Source organism: Comamonas aquatilis, assembly GCF_965139575.1.
Classification (GTDB): domain Bacteria; phylum Pseudomonadota; class Gammaproteobacteria; order Burkholderiales; family Burkholderiaceae_C; genus Comamonas; species Comamonas aquatilis.
Window position 1 is genome coordinate 262,244 of sequence record NZ_CBCSIW010000004.1, and the last position, 16,209, is coordinate 278,452.

At 61.9% G+C, this 16,209-nt stretch carries 15 protein-coding genes; 8 read left to right on the top strand and 7 right to left on the bottom strand.

What is annotated here, in order from left to right; translation table 11 throughout:
- The first annotated feature begins 106 nt into the window (after positions 1-106).
- Positions 107-1,666: a polyamine aminopropyltransferase gene (locus ACNAZA_RS08070; protein WP_415795996.1), complete on the top strand. Its 1,560-nt coding sequence runs from the start codon at positions 107-109 to the stop codon at positions 1,664-1,666.
- Positions 1,662-3,407 (top strand): NAD(P)-binding protein, encoded by a 1,746-nt coding sequence (locus ACNAZA_RS08075; protein WP_415796100.1) that lies wholly within the window; start codon positions 1,662-1,664, stop codon positions 3,405-3,407. Before ACNAZA_RS08070 ends, ACNAZA_RS08075 begins: the two co-directional genes overlap by 5 nt.
- A 12-nt stretch (positions 3,408-3,419) precedes the next feature.
- Here ACNAZA_RS08075 and ACNAZA_RS08080 read toward each other — a convergent pair whose 3' ends face one another.
- The 3 genes from ACNAZA_RS08080 to ACNAZA_RS08090 are packed head-to-tail and all read right to left on the bottom strand — an operon-like array spanning position 3,420 to position 5,597.
- Complete coding sequence (locus ACNAZA_RS08080) at positions 3,420-4,433, bottom strand: HD-GYP domain-containing protein (RefSeq protein WP_415795997.1); 1,014 nt, start codon at positions 4,431-4,433, stop codon at positions 3,420-3,422.
- Between the two features lie 3 nt (positions 4,434-4,436).
- Positions 4,437-5,093, bottom strand: a complete 657-nt coding sequence (locus ACNAZA_RS08085; RefSeq protein ID WP_415795998.1) for a retropepsin-like aspartic protease family protein — start codon at positions 5,091-5,093, stop codon at positions 4,437-4,439.
- A gap of 18 nt (positions 5,094-5,111) precedes the next feature.
- On the bottom strand, positions 5,112-5,597 hold the full coding sequence (locus tag ACNAZA_RS08090; RefSeq protein WP_120968983.1) for a YajQ family cyclic di-GMP-binding protein: 486 nt from the start codon (positions 5,595-5,597) through the stop codon (positions 5,112-5,114).
- Positions 5,598-5,701: 104 nt separating this feature from the next.
- On the opposite strand from ACNAZA_RS08090, the gene murB reads away from it, so the two are divergent.
- Entirely contained in the window at positions 5,702-6,799 is a 1,098-nt protein-coding gene (murB, locus tag ACNAZA_RS08095; RefSeq protein ID WP_415795999.1) for a UDP-N-acetylmuramate dehydrogenase, read from the top strand.
- 60 nt (positions 6,800-6,859) lie between these two features.
- Here murB and ACNAZA_RS08100 read toward each other — a convergent pair whose 3' ends face one another.
- A complete protein-coding gene (locus tag ACNAZA_RS08100; RefSeq protein WP_415796000.1) occupies positions 6,860-7,336 on the bottom strand; it encodes a hypothetical protein in 477 nt (158 codons plus the stop codon).
- A gap of 235 nt (positions 7,337-7,571) precedes the next feature.
- Here ACNAZA_RS08100 and phaR point away from each other — a divergent pair, with 235 nt between their 5' ends.
- The 3 genes from phaR to rimO all read left to right on the top strand — a co-directional run bounded on the left by phaR (position 7,572) and on the right by rimO (position 10,762).
- Entirely contained in the window at positions 7,572-8,108 is a 537-nt protein-coding gene (gene phaR, locus ACNAZA_RS08105; RefSeq protein ID WP_120968974.1) for a polyhydroxyalkanoate synthesis repressor PhaR, read from the top strand.
- Between the two features lie 234 nt (positions 8,109-8,342).
- Positions 8,343-9,107, top strand: coding sequence for an SDR family oxidoreductase (locus ACNAZA_RS08110; protein ID WP_415796002.1), 765 nt, complete (start codon positions 8,343-8,345; stop codon positions 9,105-9,107).
- Between the two features lie 257 nt (positions 9,108-9,364).
- Positions 9,365-10,762 carry a 30S ribosomal protein S12 methylthiotransferase RimO gene (rimO, locus tag ACNAZA_RS08115; protein WP_415796003.1) on the top strand — a complete coding sequence of 466 codons (1,398 nt, stop codon included), beginning with the start codon at positions 9,365-9,367 and terminating at the stop codon, positions 10,760-10,762.
- Positions 10,763-11,015: 253 nt separating this feature from the next.
- On the opposite strand, the gene efp is transcribed toward rimO, so the two are convergent.
- The 3 genes from efp to ACNAZA_RS08130 form a co-directional block, all read right to left on the bottom strand.
- Positions 11,016-11,570, bottom strand: coding sequence for an elongation factor P (gene efp, locus ACNAZA_RS08120; protein WP_415796005.1), 555 nt, complete (start codon positions 11,568-11,570; stop codon positions 11,016-11,018).
- A gap of 178 nt (positions 11,571-11,748) precedes the next feature.
- Positions 11,749-12,864, bottom strand: a complete 1,116-nt coding sequence (gene earP, locus ACNAZA_RS08125; RefSeq protein WP_415796101.1) for an elongation factor P maturation arginine rhamnosyltransferase EarP — start codon at positions 12,862-12,864, stop codon at positions 11,749-11,751.
- 4 nt (positions 12,865-12,868) lie between these two features.
- Complete coding sequence (locus ACNAZA_RS08130) at positions 12,869-13,783, bottom strand: LysR family transcriptional regulator (RefSeq protein ID WP_415796007.1); 915 nt, start codon at positions 13,781-13,783, stop codon at positions 12,869-12,871.
- A gap of 150 nt (positions 13,784-13,933) precedes the next feature.
- Between ACNAZA_RS08130 and ACNAZA_RS08135 the strand changes: the two genes are divergently transcribed.
- Both ACNAZA_RS08135 and ACNAZA_RS08140 read left to right on the top strand, forming a co-directional pair.
- Positions 13,934-15,166, top strand: a complete 1,233-nt coding sequence (locus ACNAZA_RS08135) for a CaiB/BaiF CoA transferase family protein (RefSeq protein WP_415796008.1) — start codon at positions 13,934-13,936, stop codon at positions 15,164-15,166.
- Positions 15,163-16,143: a hydroxymethylglutaryl-CoA lyase gene (locus ACNAZA_RS08140; RefSeq protein WP_415796009.1), complete on the top strand. Its 981-nt coding sequence runs from the start codon at positions 15,163-15,165 to the stop codon at positions 16,141-16,143. Before ACNAZA_RS08135 ends, ACNAZA_RS08140 begins: the two co-directional genes overlap by 4 nt.
- Positions 16,144-16,209: the final 66 nt, after the last annotated feature.

Here is a 16,209-nt window from a genome sequence, read left to right on the forward strand (position 1 = left end):
CCGGACTTCCTGGTTGGCGGCGCCGCGGGACGACATCCTTGCTGCGTGGCGGTTGGCTTAGGTCCCGGCGCTATGTCTCTGGCCTGGCGTGCGCCGGCCTCGGGCCATGGCTTTTCTGAAAGTTGAGGGTGGTTTGACGAATGTGAAGGTGGCGGGGCCACGGCCCATTGATGTGGCACTGTTGACCAGCGTGTTCGTGATTGCGGCCTGCGGCCTGTTGTACGAACTGGCTGCGGGCGCGCTGGCGTCCTATCTGCTGGGCGATTCGGTGCTGCAGTTCTCCACCATCATCGGCACCTATCTGTTTGCCATGGGGATTGGCTCATGGCTGTCGCGCTATTTCGAAACCCATCTGCCGGCGCATTTTCTGCGCATAGAGCTGCTGGTGGCCTTGATTGGTGGCGCCTTGCCGGCGGTGCTGTTTCTGGCCAATGCCTATGTGCCCGGAGCCTTCCGTTTTCTGCTTTACGGCATGGTGCTGCTGGTGGGCACGCTGGTGGGGCTGGAGATTCCACTGGTCATGCGGATCTTGAAGCGCAATGCCACGCTCAAGGATCTGGTCTCGCAGGTGCTGACCTTTGACTATCTGGGCGCGCTGGCCGTGTCGCTGGCCTTTCCCATCTTGCTGGTGCCCAAGCTGGGGCTGGTGCGTACAGGCCTGCTGTTCGGCTTCATGAATGCCGCGATTGCCGTGTGGGCGCTGCTGCTGTTCAAGAACGAATTGCGCAATCTGCGCGCCCATGCCTGGGCCTGCGCGGCCGTCATGGGCGTGCTGGGGGCTGGTATTTTTGGTGCGGATCATTTGACCAAGTTGGCCGATGACCATTTCTACCAGGATCGCATCGTGCTCAGCAGTGCCACGCCCTACCAGCGCATCGTGGTCACCCAGGGCCGCCAGGGCGCGCGTCTGTATCTGAACGGCAATCTGCAGTTTGCCCAGAGTGATGAGTACCGCTATCACGAGGCCTTGGTGCACCCCGTCATGGCGGCGCAAGGCGCTCCGAAAAAGGTAGCGGTTCTGGGCGGCGGCGACGGCATGGCCGTGCGCGAGATGCTCAAGTACCCCAGCGTGGAGGCGGTCACGCTGGTGGAGCTGGATCCGGCCATGACAGAGCTGTTCAAAAGCAATGCCATGATGAGTGCGCTCAATGGTCAGGCGCTCAATGATGTGCGGGTCAGGATTGTCAACACCGATGCTTTTCAGTGGCTGCAGCAAACCGATGAGGTGTTTGATGTGATCGTGGTGGACTTTCCCGATCCCACCAATTTCGCCATCGGCAAGCTGTTCACCGCCAGTTTCTATGCGCTGCTGGACAAGCGCCTGTCCGCCAGCGGCTATGCCGTGGTGCAGACCACATCGCCGCTGATTGCGCGCCAGAGCTTCTGGACCGTGGTGCAGACCATGGAATCCGTGGGCCTGACGGTCAAGCCTTATCACGCTCATGTGCCCAGTTTTGGCGAATGGGGCTTTGTGATCGCCAGCCATCGCCCCTGGCGCGAGCCTACCAGCCTGCCCGAAGGCATGCGTTTTCTCACACTGCCCACGCTGCGGCTGATGTTTGACTTTCCGCTGGACATGGCGCGTGTGCCCGCCGAGGTGAATCGCTTGTCCAACCAGGTGCTGGTCAACACCTATGAGCGCGAATGGGGCAAGCTTGAACATTGATCGCCGCCAATGGCTGCAGACCGCAGCGCTGGGTGCCTGGGGCTCGTTGGGTTCATTGGGCACGCTGGCCCTGACCGGCTGTTCCCCGCGCGTTCCCGTGGTGGATGATCTGCCCGGCGGCTTTACCGGCGTGACGCTGGAGCGCGGCCACGCCATGCGTGCGCAGTGGCAGCGCCTGGCGCAGGGCCTGAATTTGCCGGCTCCTGCCGTGGTGCACCGCGCACCGGTGGTGATTGCCGGCGGCGGCATGGCCGGGCTGGCGGCGGCCCGGGCGCTGGAGGCTGGCGGTGTGGAAGGTGCAGCCTTGCTCGATACCCAGAGCGCCATGGGCGGCAACAGCCAGGGCGGGATGCTGGGCGGTATGGCCTGCCCGCTGGGTGCGCATTATTTGCCCGTGCCCGGCGACGATGCGCCCGAGGTGCAGGACTGGCTGGAAGAACTGGGTCTGCGCCAGCGCGCGGCCGGCCGCTGGAGCTACGACGAGCGCTATCTATGCCATAGCCCGCAAGAACGCCTTTACTGGCAGGGCGCCTGGCACGAGGGCTTGCTGCCCGTACAGGGCGTTGCCCAGCGCACGCTGGATCAGTACGCAGAGTTTGAACGGCAGGTCAAAAAAGCGATGACCGAGTCGCGCTTTGCCATGCCCTCTGTGCGCGTTTGGCAGCGTGAAGGTGGCTTGCCTGCAGCCCATGCGGCGCTGGATGCGCAGCGGTTTGATGCCTGGCTGGCAGCGCAGGGCATCGCTGATCCGCAGCTGCTGTGGTATTTGAATTACTGTTGCCGCGATGATTTCGGGGCCGGAATCTCCCGCGTCTCGGCCTGGGCCGGCATTCACTACTTTGCCAGCCGCCATGGCTTTCATGCGCCGCGACCCGCATCGGGCCATGGCTCCGAGGAGGTGCAAGATGATGGCGGCGATCAGGTGCTGACCTGGCCTCAGGGCAATGGCTGGCTGTCGCAGCAGCTGGCGGCGCGGCTGGTGAGCACACAGCAGGTGACGGATTGCAGCGTACTGTCCATCACCGAAGACCGGCATGGCGTGCAGATCGATACCTATCACCATGGTCGCCAGCAGCACGAACGCTGGCTTGCCCGGCGCTGCGTGGTGGCCTTGCCGACGTTTGTGGCTGCGCGTGTGGTGCGCAATGCGCCCGATTTTTTACGTATCGTAGCCCAGCGGCTGGACTGGGCGCCGTGGCTGGTGGCCAATATCCATATCGGCAGCGCCCTGACCGACAGGCCGGGCGCCGAGCCGGCCTGGGACAACGTGATGTTCGAAGACCCCAATGCGGGAGGGTTGGGCTATGTGGATGCCGGCAATCAGCGGCTGGATCGCATCAGCAAGCGGCCCACGGTACTCAGCTACTACCAGGCGCTGGGCGACTGGGCCGACGGCCGCCAGCAGTTGCTGAGCCAGCCGTTTGAGTTCTGGCGCAACCGTATTGTGCAAAGCCTCAGCGAACCTCACCCCGATTTGCTGCTACGCGCTACGCGCATGGAGATCACACGCTATGGCCATGCCATGGCGATTCCACGGCCGGGAGATCAACAGATTTTGAGTCAAATCGCCTTGCAGTCCAACCAAGATAATCGCAAGAAGCTATCAAATGGTGAGCGTGTTCAGCCGCTGCCCACGCCAGCCACGGCGCGGCTGGCCTTTGCCCATGCGGACTGGGCCGGTTACTCTGTGCTGGAAGAGGCTTTCACCCGGGGTCACCATGCCGGCCTGTGGGCGGCCTAGGTCTTTGACATCTCAGGCAAGGCGCTGCGTGCCCGGCACCTGCACCATGCGGTAAAGCGCCTGGTTGTGCATGGCGCAGTGCATGCCCAACTGGGCCATGGCGCGCGGGTCCAGCTCCAGGCTCAGGGCCGAGCGTGCCAGGGCCGATACCAGCAGCGGGCTGCGGCCCGGCTGGTGCAGCACGGGAGGAAAGAGGCTGTGGCCGCTCTGGTCGATGACGCTGGCGACTTCGGGCTGTTCCGGTGCCGTGCCCCGGCGCAGCACCACGGCAATTTCGCCATTGGCCAGCTGCACATAGGTGCCAGGCGGATAAAGGCCGACCACGCGCACCAGTGCGGCCTTGACTTCGTCGGCGTACTGCTGGTTTTGCTGCAGCATCTGCAGCGATTCGGTGGCCGAGCGCCCGGCACGGGTCTTGCGCGGGCTGATCATTGCGGCATAGCGGTCCACGGCGCCCAGGATGCGCACCAAGCGCTGTGCCGGCGAGAGCATGGCCAGCGGCATGGGCGACTTTGCCGCGTGGTGCTGCTCCACCACCTCCAGCCATAGCGCATCGTCGATCATCAGGCGCTGCAGCAGCTCGCGGCTGTCCTGCGCATGGCGTTTGACGGCCTCGGCCTGATGGTTGCTCAGCGGTTCACGCTGCTCGGCCAACTGGTCTTGCAGCGCATTCATGCCGATATTCATGGTCAGTGCGGCACGCACCAGCACTCTGCGCTCGGTTTCTTCCAGCCGCAGCTCGCGCGCCAGCACATCGCACAGGCTGGCACACACCAGGGCATGCGAGGCGCTATAGCCCACGGTGGATGAGGCGGCGCGCTGGAACATCAGATACAGGGCAGCGTCCGAATTTTGCGTGATCAGATCCTGCAGCCACAGATCGAGCTGGTGCAGCTTGCCCGGAAAATCGCTGATCTGCAGCGGCCCGGACAACAGCACCGACAGGGCGGCCTCCAGGTCGGACCACAGACCCAGCAGGTCCTCGTAAGGATCGTTGTCTTGAAGGGGAGTGCTGGAGTGGTTCACGGCTTAGCGCTTGACCAGAATCATTTCCGTGCCTTGCCGAGTCATCTGGAAGTGCGCCAGCAGGTTGTTGCCCAGCAGCACATAGGGCATGGACTGCGAGGCGACGATGGCTTCCAGCCCACGCACCTCCACATCACCCACGCGCACGCTGTCCAGTATCAGCTTCCAGCCCTGGGCCGTGCCGTTGGCGGTGCGCATCATCACCGGCGTGCCTTGCAGATAGGGCAGGCCCATGCGTTCGGCATCGGCCCGGCCTATGGCCACGGTGCTGGCACCGGTGTCCACCATGTATTGCATGCTCTTGCCGTTGATCTGGCCGCGATCGATGAAGTGGCCTCTGGCATCGGCCATGAGCACGATGCGAGAGCCAGAGACGCCGCTGCCTCGGCTGCCCACGCTGACCGGGGCCTCACCTAGGCGTATGGTTTGGCGCTGGCCTTTGATTTCGACCACGACCGAGTCGGCTCCCACCTGTAGCACGCGCACGCCCTGGTGGCTGTCATTGCTGGCCACGGCCTTGGGCGCGCCGCCATCAATGACCAGCAAGGCCTTGCTGCCCAGCACGCCCGTCAGGGCCACGGACTGGGCCCAGCCCCCGCCGGCGGTCAGGGAGAGGGCCGAGACAGCCCAAATACCAAGCTTGCGGGCGAAGGCGTGCATGGGGTGAGGGCCAGAGGCTTAGTCGCGGAAGTTGTTGAACGACAGGGGATGGTCGGCCAGGTCCTTGCGGATCAGTGCCATGGCCGCCTGCAGGTCGTCGCGCTTGGCGCCGGTAATGCGTACCTTGTCTTCCTGAATGGCGGCTTGCACCTTGAGCTTGCTTTCTTTCATCAGCTTTTGCAGCTGCTTGGCCAGATCGGATTCAATGCCGTTCTTGACCTTGATGACTTGTTTGACCTTGTCGCCGCCAATCTTCTGGGCCTTCTGGATGTCCAGGAAGCGCACGTCCACATTGCGCTTGGTCAGCTTGTTGCGCAGCAGTTCTTCCACTTGCTGCAGCTGGAACTCGGCATCGCCATACATGGTGATTTCCTTGTCCTTGAGTTCCACGGCGGCCGAAGTGCCCTTGAAGTCGAAACGGGTGCCAATTTCCTTGGTGGCGTTATCGACGGCGTTCTTGACTTCGACGAAATCGGCTTCGCACACGGTGTCAAAAGAAGGCATGAGACTTTTCCTATCTATCAGTTCAGAGACAAGCCGCAGTGCGCCCGGCGGGGATGGGGGAGTGTTCCCTGCAGCAGCACAGGCGCAGTGCGACAATTGCATGGATGTTAGTCGAGAAAAATGTTCCCCTGCAGCATTGCAACACCTTTGGCATTGCTGCGCGTGCTGAAACGCTGGTGCGCATCCGAAGCGAAGAGGATGTGCGCCAGTTCCTGGCCGATCCGCTCTGGGGTCGCCAGCCCGTGTTCGTGCTGGGCGGCGGCAGCAACGTGGTGTTGACGGGTGACGTGGCTCCCGTGGTGCTCAAGATGGAAATCATGGGTATGCGCTTGCTGCGTGAGACCGACAGACACTGGGTGGTGGAGATCGGTGCCGGCGAGAGCTGGCACAACATGGTGGCCTGGACGCTGGCCCAGGGCTATACGGGGCTGGAGAACATGGCGCTGATTCCCGGCACCGTGGGTGCGGCGCCGGTGCAGAACATCGGTGCCTATGGCATGGAGCTGCAGGATCGTTTCGATTCTCTGGATGCGGTGGATCTGGCCACGGGTGAGAGCTTCAGCCTCAACGCCGCCCAGTGTGCATTTGGCTATCGCGATTCGGTGTTCAAGCATGCGCCCGCCCAGCCCAAGTACTGGCCGGTGGCCAGTGCAAGCGCCATTCCACGCGGCTTGGGCCTCAAGGGGCGTGCCGTCATCACCCGTGTGCGCCTGGTCTTGCCCAAGGACTGGCAAGCCGATCTGGGCTATCTTGATCTGCAGCGCAAGCAGGCTGAAAAAGGCATAGAGAACCCCACGGCGCAGCAGATTTTTGACTGGGTCTGCGAAATCCGTCGCGCCAAGCTGCCCGATCCCGAGGTGATAGGCAATGCCGGCAGTTTCTTCAAGAACCCCACGGTGACGCCCGAGCAGTGCGCGGACATCATTGCGCGCGAGCCCAAGATTGTGCACTACCCCATGGATGATGGCTCCATCAAGCTGGCCGCTGGCTGGTTGATCGATGCCTGCGGCTGGAAGGGCAAGACCCTGGGGCGCGCCGGCGTTTATGACCGGCAGGCCCTGGTGCTGGTCAATCGGGGTGATCGTCACAGCGTCGATGCCAGCGTGACCGGTGGCGAGGTGATGACGCTGGCCGGAGCCATTCAAACCAGTGTGTATGAACGCTTTGGTATCCGCCTGGAGCCGGAACCGGTAGTTATCTGATGTAGAGAAAAAAGGGCCGGAAGCGAATGCTCCCGGCCCTTTTTGGGTGAAGGATGGCGCTTATTTCCAGAAAGGCGGGCGCAGCATCATGGCGGTGACGCGGTAGGGTGCTTTGGCTTCCACGGCCAACTCCAGCGGCGCGTAGCCCTTGGCGCAGTCCAGCAGCACGCCTGTGGCCAGCGGGTTGCCGCTTTGCATGCGGGCCACGGTCTTGCAGCTGCCCATGCCGGTGTGCAGAGATGCCAGTGCTTTTTGTACGGCGTCCATGGGCGACTGCTTGAGGAACTCTTCGGTGAAATTGTTGGCTGCCAGCTTGCTCTTGCCGTCGGCGGCCGCAACAATCGCTTGCAAGCGCTTGAGCAGTGCGGCACTGGCTGCGGCTGCATCCACGTTGGATGGGGCGGGCGCTGCTGGCTCCTGTGCCGCAGCGGCGGCAGGGGCTGGGGTGGCTGCGCCTTCTTGTGCATGAGCCGTCGCCGTAAAGCCTGCGGCCGCCATCAAAGCGGTGGTCAGAAGTGCCGAGCCTGTCTTTTGCATGTTCATCTGTTGAACCTTTCGTCAAACAACGGAGCCACTTTAAACGCTGAAGCTGACATTTTTGCAAGACTCGCTCTTGTTTGTGTTGCCATATGCAAGATGCCTGGCTTCATGGAATGCACCTGCGCCGCACTCAAGTCAGGGTTAGCGCTTGGCGCAGTGGGGCAGGGTCTGCCTAAAATCTGTTGCAGTGCAAAAGAGATGGACCATGCCCACAACAGAGGAGGAGCTTGCGATGCAAGAGCAACACCAGGGCGCAGCCCCACAAAGCGCACAACGCGTTATCAAGAAATATCCCAACCGCCGTCTGTATGACACAGACACCTCGTCTTACATTACCCTGGCCGAAGTCAAGCAACTGGTCATGGATCGCGAGCAGGTGGTGATCAAAGATGCCAAAACGGGCGAGGATCTGACCCGCTCCATCCTGCTGCAGATCATTCTGGAGGAAGAGGCCGGCGGAACGCCCATGTTCTCCGAAGCCATGCTGGCCAACATCATTCGCTTCTACGGCCATACCATGCAGGGCTATATGGGCACGTATATCGAAAAGAACGTGCAGCTTTTTACGGATTTTCAGAACAAGCTGTCCGAGCAGTCTCACAGTGCCTCGCCCGAGGCCTGGAAGCAGTTCATGGGCATGCAGCCGCCCATGATGCAGAACATGATGAGCAGCTATATGGAGCAGTCGCAAAGCATGCTCTCCCAGATGCAGGAGCAAATGCAAAAGCAGACCGAGCAAATGCTGGGTGTGCTGGGTCTCAAACGTTGAGAGCAGTTTTTGTTTCAATCAGGCGGACTTTCGGGTCCGCTTTTTTTATGGCTGCGCCTCGTCTGCCCTTAGTCCTGTTTGACGATGCAAACAGTTTTACCGAATCCAACAATGGTTTCGCACTTCTGCCGTCCGGCACGCATCACCCGATGGTGGGTAATGACGGGCGGGACGGGTCTGGGACAAACCTGGACCGGATGGTTTTGAAATGGCGACATAACAAGGAGGAGACAGATGACGGGACGGGTTCAGAGCAAGGTGGCGTTGGTGACGGGTGGTGCCAGCGGTGTGGGTCTGGAAGTGGTCAAGCTGCTGCTGGCCGAAGGTGCCAAAGTGGCATTCAGCGATATCAACGAGGCAGCAGGTCGGCAACTGGCTGCCGAACTGGGCGAGCGCGCCATGTTTGTGCGCCATGACGTGAGCAGCGAAGAGGATTGGACTGGCGTGATTGCCGCCGTGCAGCAGCGCTTTGGTGTGCTCAATGTGCTGGTGAATAACGCCGGCATCTTGCTGGCTGGCGATATGGAAAGCGGACGCCTGGCCGATTTCCGCCGGCTGCTGCAGATCAACACCGAATCCGTGTTCATCGGCTGCCAGCAAGGCATGGCGGCCATGAAGGAAAAGGGCGGCTCCATCGTCAACATGGCATCGGTGTCATCCTGGCTGCCGGTGGAGCAATACGCCGGCTATAGCGCCAGCAAGGCTGCGGTGGCGGCGCTCACGCGCGCCGCAGCGCTCAACTGCCGCAAGCAAGGCTATGCCGTTCGTGTGAACTCCATTCACCCCGATGGCATCTACACCCCCATGATGCAAGCCTCTTTGCCCAGGGGCGTGAGCAAGGAGATGGTGTTGCACGATGCGGCGAACAACCGCGGCGGCCGGGCCTATATGCCAGAGCGCATTGCCCAGCTGGTGCTGTTTCTGGCATCGGATGAGTCCAGCGTGATCAGCGGCAGCGAGCTTCGCGCGGACAATTCCATTTTGGGCATGGGTCTGTAAGACCTGTCGTTACGCCGGCCGTAAGCCCCGCGGGTCATGCCTGCGGGGCTTTCTTTGGCCATGTCCACGGCTTGGGCTCAGCGGTTCAAGGCGGTCTGTGCCCAGGGTACAAAGCCGCGCTGGCACATGGTTTGCATGGGCGGCAGTAAAATATAGGGTTAATGTCGGCTCGCTGGCCATGGATGGGCCGGTACGCGAATTCATATGGGTCTCATGTGGATGGTGCGGACTGAGCCTCACTCTGAATGAATACCCCGATGACCAGCGAACAAAACATTTCTGCACAAGCGGCCCCCAAGGTCGGCTTTGTGTCCCTGGGTTGCCCCAAGGCCTTGACCGATTCCGAGTTGATCCTGACCCAGCTCAGCGCCGAGGGTTATCAGACCTCCAAGACCTTTGAAGGTGCGGATCTGGTCATCGTCAACACCTGCGGCTTCATCGACGATGCCGTTAGGGAAAGCCTGGACACCATTGGCGAAGCGCTGGCTGCCAATGGTAAAGTGATCGTGACCGGTTGCCTGGGTGCCAAGGCCGGCAAAGATGGCGGCAACATGGTGGCCGAAGTGCACCCCAGCGTGCTGGCTGTGACCGGCCCGCATGCCACGCAAGAGGTGATGGATGCCGTGCATGCCCACCTGCCCAAGCCGCATGACCCGTTTGTGGACCTGATTCCCGGCGCTTTTGGCGAGGCCGGCATCAAGCTCACGCCCAAGCACTATGCGTATCTGAAGATTTCGGAAGGCTGCAACCACCGCTGCACGTTCTGCATCATCCCCTCCATGCGCGGTGATCTGGTCTCGCGCCCGATTGGCGATGTGCTCAAGGAAGCCAAGGCGTTGTTTGAAGGCGGCGTCAAGGAGCTGTTGGTCATCAGCCAGGACACTTCCGCCTATGGCGTGGACGTGAAGTACCGCACCGGTTTCTGGGATGGCAAGCCCGTCAAGACCCGCATGCTGGAGCTGACCGAAGAGCTGGGCAAGCTGGCTGCGCAGCACGGCGCCTGGGTGCGCCTGCACTATGTCTACCCCTATCCCACGGTGGACAACATTCTGCCGCTGATGGCCGAAGGCAAGATTCTTCCGTATCTGGACGTGCCGCTGCAGCACAGCCACCCCGATGTCCTCAAGCGCATGAAGCGCCCGGCCAGCGGCGAGAAGAACCTGGATCGCATCCGCGAATGGCGCAAGGTCTGCCCCGAGCTGGTGATTCGCTCCACCTTTATCGCCGGTTTCCCCGGTGAGACCGAAGAAGAATTCGAGCACCTGCTGAACTTCATCCGTGAAGCCGAAATCGACCGCGCCGGCTGCTTTGCCTATAGCCCCGTCGAAGGTGCCACCGCCAATGAGTTGCCCGGCATGCTGCCCGAAGAAGTGCGCGAGGCCCGCCGCGCCCGCTTCATGGAAGTGGCCGAGGAAGTTTCCACCCAGCGCCTGCAGCGCCGCGTGGGCCAGGTCATGAAGGTGCTGGTCGACAAGTCCATCAGCATGGGCAAGAAAGGCGGTATCGCCCGCACCTATGCCGATGCGCCCGAGATCGACGGCGTGGTGCACCTGCTGCCGCCCGAAAAGGCCAGCAAGACCTACAAGGTCGGCGATCTGATCACCGTGCGCATCGTGCGCACACAAGGCCACGATCTGGTGGGCCAACCCATCTGATCTTGCAGGCGGCTTGCCGCCTGTGGCTTTTGATGCCAAGACGGTCTGCATAAAGTGAGCTGCTTGCGCTGAATGTGATTGAACTTCAGAGGTATTTGCCTTTGAACTTCATATGCACCAAGCGCTGGCAGCTCATTTTTTATTTGCAGATGCAGCCGCCGGCATGCCTCGGTAAATGAGCGCCCATAAAAAAAGCTTCCTGATGACAGGAAGCTTTTTTGCATGCGAAGCAGTCGTGAGGACTGCAGCCGCATTACACGCGCTTACGGTATTCGCCGGTGCGGGTGTCGATTTCGATCTTGTCTTCCTGGGCCACGAACAGGGGCACAGCCACTTCAAAACCGGTAGCGATCTTGGCAGGCTTCATCACCTTGCCGGAGGTGTCACCCTTCACAGCTGGCTCGGTCCAGGTGATTTCGCGCACGATGGTGGTGGGCAGTTCGCAGGAGATGGCCTTGCCGTCATAGAACACGACTTCAGCAGTCATGCCGTCTTCCAGGTAGTTCAGAGCGTCGGCCATGTTTTCGGCTTCGACTTCGTACTGGTTGAACTCTTCGTCCATCCAGACATACATGGGATCGGCGAAGTAGGAGTAGGTGCACTCCTTCTTGTCCAGGATCACGTTGTCGATCTTGTCGTCGGCCTTGAACACGTTTTCCGTGCCGAAGTTGCCGATCAGGCTCTTGAGCTTCATGCGCACGGTGGCAGCGCCACGGCCGCCACGGGCGTATTCGGTCTTCAGAACGATCATGGGGTTCTTGTCGAACATGATCACGTTGCCGGCGCGGATTTCTTGAGCGATTTTCATGGCTTGCTTATGACAGGTTGGAGCCGCTCTACACGGCAGGCAAGCTGTTCGCAATGGTTGCAAGGAGCAACGGTCAAAGATGCGGCGGCGGGGCCTGCCGCGTGGTCCGCGGCGGGGGTGCGCTCCCAAGAGCTGAAACGCCTGCTGGCGAAACTCTCAAAGAGGCAAAACGTAGATTTTATCTTTTTTCGGCACTAAAGGCTTGAATCTGTGCAATCAAGTCGCTTTGTGTGGCCAAACTTTCTCTAGCTGCCTGCACGCAGGCTTGCCATTCACGCAGCATTTCGGGCGTGAGCAAAGGCAATGTTTGCGGCGAGGTCATACCGTTCCAGGCGTGATGGAACGCCCGCAGGCTGTGCGGAGCGTTCAGCCAGTCGAGGAAGGCATCGAGCTTGTCGTGATGGGCATTGTCGTGCTGGGGGTAGATATGCCAGACCATGGGCTGGCCCGCCCACAGTGCGCGTACCAGCGAATCTTCGCCGCGCACCAGGTTCAGGTCGCAGGCCCAGAGCATTTCGTCAAACTGCGGCTGCGGGCAGGGCTGCAGATAGCGGGGCTTGAGCGGCTCGGCCTGCGGCAAAGCCTGCACGGCAGCCGCCGCACGGCCGGGAGTGACCAGCAATTGAGGGCTGAGCGCCGAGACGGAGCCAAGCTGATCCAGCAACTGGGGCAGAGCCGCCGGTTCGTAGCAGAACAGCGAAACCGCGCAGTCATGGTCTTGAATGCCATGGGCCGCGCGCCATTGGCCGCGCCGGGCGGCAAAGTCTTGCTGGCGCGCGCCCAGGTTTTGCTCGCGCACCACGGAGCCGGTGGCGGGCGTGAAGCCCGGGTAGAAGAACCAGCGCGTCAGGCCCGCAGCGGGGCCGGACATGATGCGCGAGGGCAGGCGATGACAGCGTTCCACATAGTCTTCGGCCGACAGGTATTCCAGATTGATCCAGACCGGCAGCTTGGAAGGACTTTGCGCGATGGCTTGCTTCATCACCGGCGGTATTTCGCAGCCAAAGGCTTCGATCACCACATTGCCCAATACATCGGGCAGTTGTGCGCGCGCCGTGGGCCAGCCATGCACGCTCAAGCCCTGAGGGTGGGGCGGGGGGGCCATCCATTGCAAGGCCGAGGCATCGTCCATCCACAGGCGCACGCTCTGGCCGCGCTCCACCAGTTCGGCGGCCGTGCGCCAGCACACGCCCACGTCGCCAAAGTTGTCTATCACTTGGCAAAAAATATCCCAGGTCAGGCGCGGATGTTGAGGCGTTGCCGTGGTGGCGGTGAGAGGTAAAAAGTCCAGCATAGATTCAAAGAGTTGGTGCATGTTGCGGCAGGCACAGATGCTCTACCAGCAATTGAGCCACGGGCGAGAGCGCATCCTGCGAGCGCAGGCACAGCATGAGCTGGCGATCGGCCCAGGGCTCGTCCAGCGCGATGCAGCGCAGCGGCAGCGTGCCGGTATAGAGGCGGGCGCTGCCTTCGGGCAGGATGCCTATGCCCAGGCCGGAGGCGACCATCAGGCACAGGGCGTCATAGCCGGTCACCTTCATGCGAAGCCGTGGCTGCAGGCCCTGGTCTGCGGCCGCGCGGGTGATCAGATGGTTGAGGGCGCTGTCTGCGTGCATGCCTATCAGGTCATGCGCTATCACCTGGGTCAGGCGCAGACTGCGCTTGCGCGCCAGCGCATGACCTAGGGGTACCACCACGGCCAGCCGGTCGCGTCGATAGGGCCTGAGGCGGATCTTGCTGCCGTAGCTGCCGTTGTTGAGCAGGCCGATATCGGCCTCGTTGTCTTCCACGGCGCGGGCAATGTCGGTGCTGACGCGCTCCTGCAGGCGTACATCGACCAGCGGGTACTGGCTCAAAAAGCTTTGCAGCTGAGCGGGCAGAAACTGGGTGATGCTGGAGATATTGGCCATCACCCGCACATGGCCGCGCAGGCCTTTGCCGCCGTCTTGCGCATAGTCCTTCATCTGCAGCGCAATCCCGTCCATCTCGTTGAGCACGCCGCGCGCCATGTTCAAGAGTGCAAAAGCGGCGGCCGTGGGGCTGCTGCCCCGGTTGCTGCGGGTGAACAGCTCCACCTGCAGCTGGGCTTCCAGCTCGGCCAGGCGGCGGCTGGCCGCCGAGGGGGCAATGTGTTCGCGTGCGGCGGCGCGGGCGATGGCGTTTTCTTCCATCACGGCGACAAACAGGCGCAGGCTGATCGGGTCCAGTTTCATGTGCCCGCCATTATCCCAGCTATGCCCAAACGCGATGGCAGCTTCGCGTATCAGCGCTTTGCTGATGCATCAGCTCCGTGCACCATGCAGCGAAAGGGTTTCCGGACTTCGACCAGAAACCCAGTACAGACCAAGCACAGAGAGACAAGGATGAACGCAAGCTACATCAAGGATCCCGCCACGCAGACGGCAACGGCGCGCGCCCTGGAAGGCGTGAAAGTGGTGGAAATGGGGCAGCTGATTGCCGGCCCGTTTTGCGGCAAGACGCTGGGCGAATTCGGGGCCGATGTGGTCAAGATCGAAGCCCCCGGCGCGGGCGATCCGCTGCGCAACTGGCGTTTGATCAAGGAAGGCACCTCGGTCTGGTGGCAGGTGCAGTCGCGCAACAAGCGCTCCGTGGCCTTGGATCTGCGGCAAAAGGAGGCGCAGGACGTGGCCAGACGCCTGATTGCCGAAGCCGATGTGCTGGTAGAGAACTTCAGGCCCGGCACACTGGAAGCCTGGGGCATGTCGCCCGAGGAGCTGCATGCCATCAACCCCGGTCTGGTGATTTTGCGTATCTCCGGTTACGGCCAGACCGGCCCTTACCGCGATCTGCCCGGCTTTGGCGTGATTGGCGAAGCCATGGGCGGCCTGCGCCATCTGACAGCCGAGCCCGGTCGCGTGCCCGTGCGGGTCGGTGTCTCGATTGGCGATACGTTGGCGGCGCTGCACGGCGTGATCGGCGTGATGATGGCGCTATATCACCGCAAGGTGCAGGGCGGAGCCGGACAGGTGATTGATGTGGCCTTGCATGAGGCCGTCTTCAACGTGATGGAAAGCCTGCTGCCCGAGTACAGCGCGTTTGGTGCGGTGCGCGAGGCCGCTGGTAGCGCGCTGCCGGGTATTGCACCGTCTAATGCCTATCCTTGCCTTGATGGCTGGGTGCTGGTGGCGGGCAATGGCGACTCCATCTTCAAGCGGCTGATGACGGCCATTGGCCGCCAGGATATGGCCGATGCCCCCGATCTGGCCGATAACGCAGGCCGCGTGGCCCGCGTGGCCGAGATCGATGCCGCCATTGGCGACTGGACCCAGACGCGCAATGTGCAAGCCGTGATGGACGAGTTGGCCCAGGCCCGCGTGCCCGCTGGCAAGGTGTACACGGCCAAGGACATTGCCGAGGACCCGCACTACCGTGCCCGCGAGATGATTTTGAATCAGCGCACCCGCGATGGTTTTGAGGTGGAAGTGCCGGGCATCGTGCCCAAACTGTCGCTCACGCCCGGTACCGTGCGCAGCAGCGCACCCCATGTGGGCGACGACACCGATGCCGTGCTGGCCGAAGTCGGCTTGACGGCCGAGCAGATCGCCCAGCTGCGTGCCAAGGGAATCATCCAATGAACGGCCTGAATGTATGGAACGGCGCGGGCCGCCGCATCTTCATGAACGAAGTCGGCATGCGCGATGGCTTGCAGATGGAGCAGGCGTTTGTGCCCACCGAGGACAAGATTGCCCTGGTCAATGCGCTGTCTCAAGCGGGCTTGTCCAAGATCGAAGTCACGGCTTTTGTCTCGCCCAAGGCCATTCCTGCGCTGCGCGATGGCGAGATCGTGATGCGCGAGATTGAACGCCGCCCCGGCACCGTCTACACGGCCCTGGTGCCCAATGTGCGCGGCGCTGAGCGGGCGATTGAGGCCCACACCGATGAGCTGAACCTGGTGATGTCGGTCAGCGAAACCCACAACCTTTGCAATCTGCGCATGCAGCGCAGCCAGTCCTTCGAAGCTCTCAAGCAAGTCATTGCCACGGCGCAGCAGGCGGTCACGCCGGTCAATGTGTCGCTGTCCTGCTGCTTTGGTTGCCCCATGGAAGGCGATGTACCTCAGGCCGAGGTACTGGCCTGGGTGCAGCGCTTTGCCGATCTCGGCGTGCAGGGCATCACCCTGTGCGACACCACGGGCATGGCCTATCCAAGCCAGGTGCATGAGATGGTCAAGGCCTTCAAGTCGCGTTGGCCGGCGCTGGGCCTCACGCTGCACTTTCACAATACCCGCGGCATGGCGCTGGCCAATGTGCTGGCGTCCATTGATGCAGGAGCGGATCGCTTTGATGCCTCGATGGGCGGGCTGGGCGGCTGCCCTTATGCGCCCGGTGCGTCTGGCAATGCCTGCACCGAGGAAATCGTGCATGCCCTGCAGCTCATGGGCTATGACAGCGGCGTGGACCTGGCCCGGGTGCTGAGCGCCGCGCGAGCCTTGCCGGCCTTGATCGGGCATGAGACGCCCAGCCAGATCGTCAAGGCCGGTACGTGCTGGGATCTGCACCAGCCGCCCGCCGACTTTGCCGAGATTAAGCAAAGAGCCCTGGCCAAAGCCTGAGGCACGCTTTTAAGAAAACACATGACTGCGTTCCTCGGGGGAGGAATGCAGTCGTTTGCCCCACCA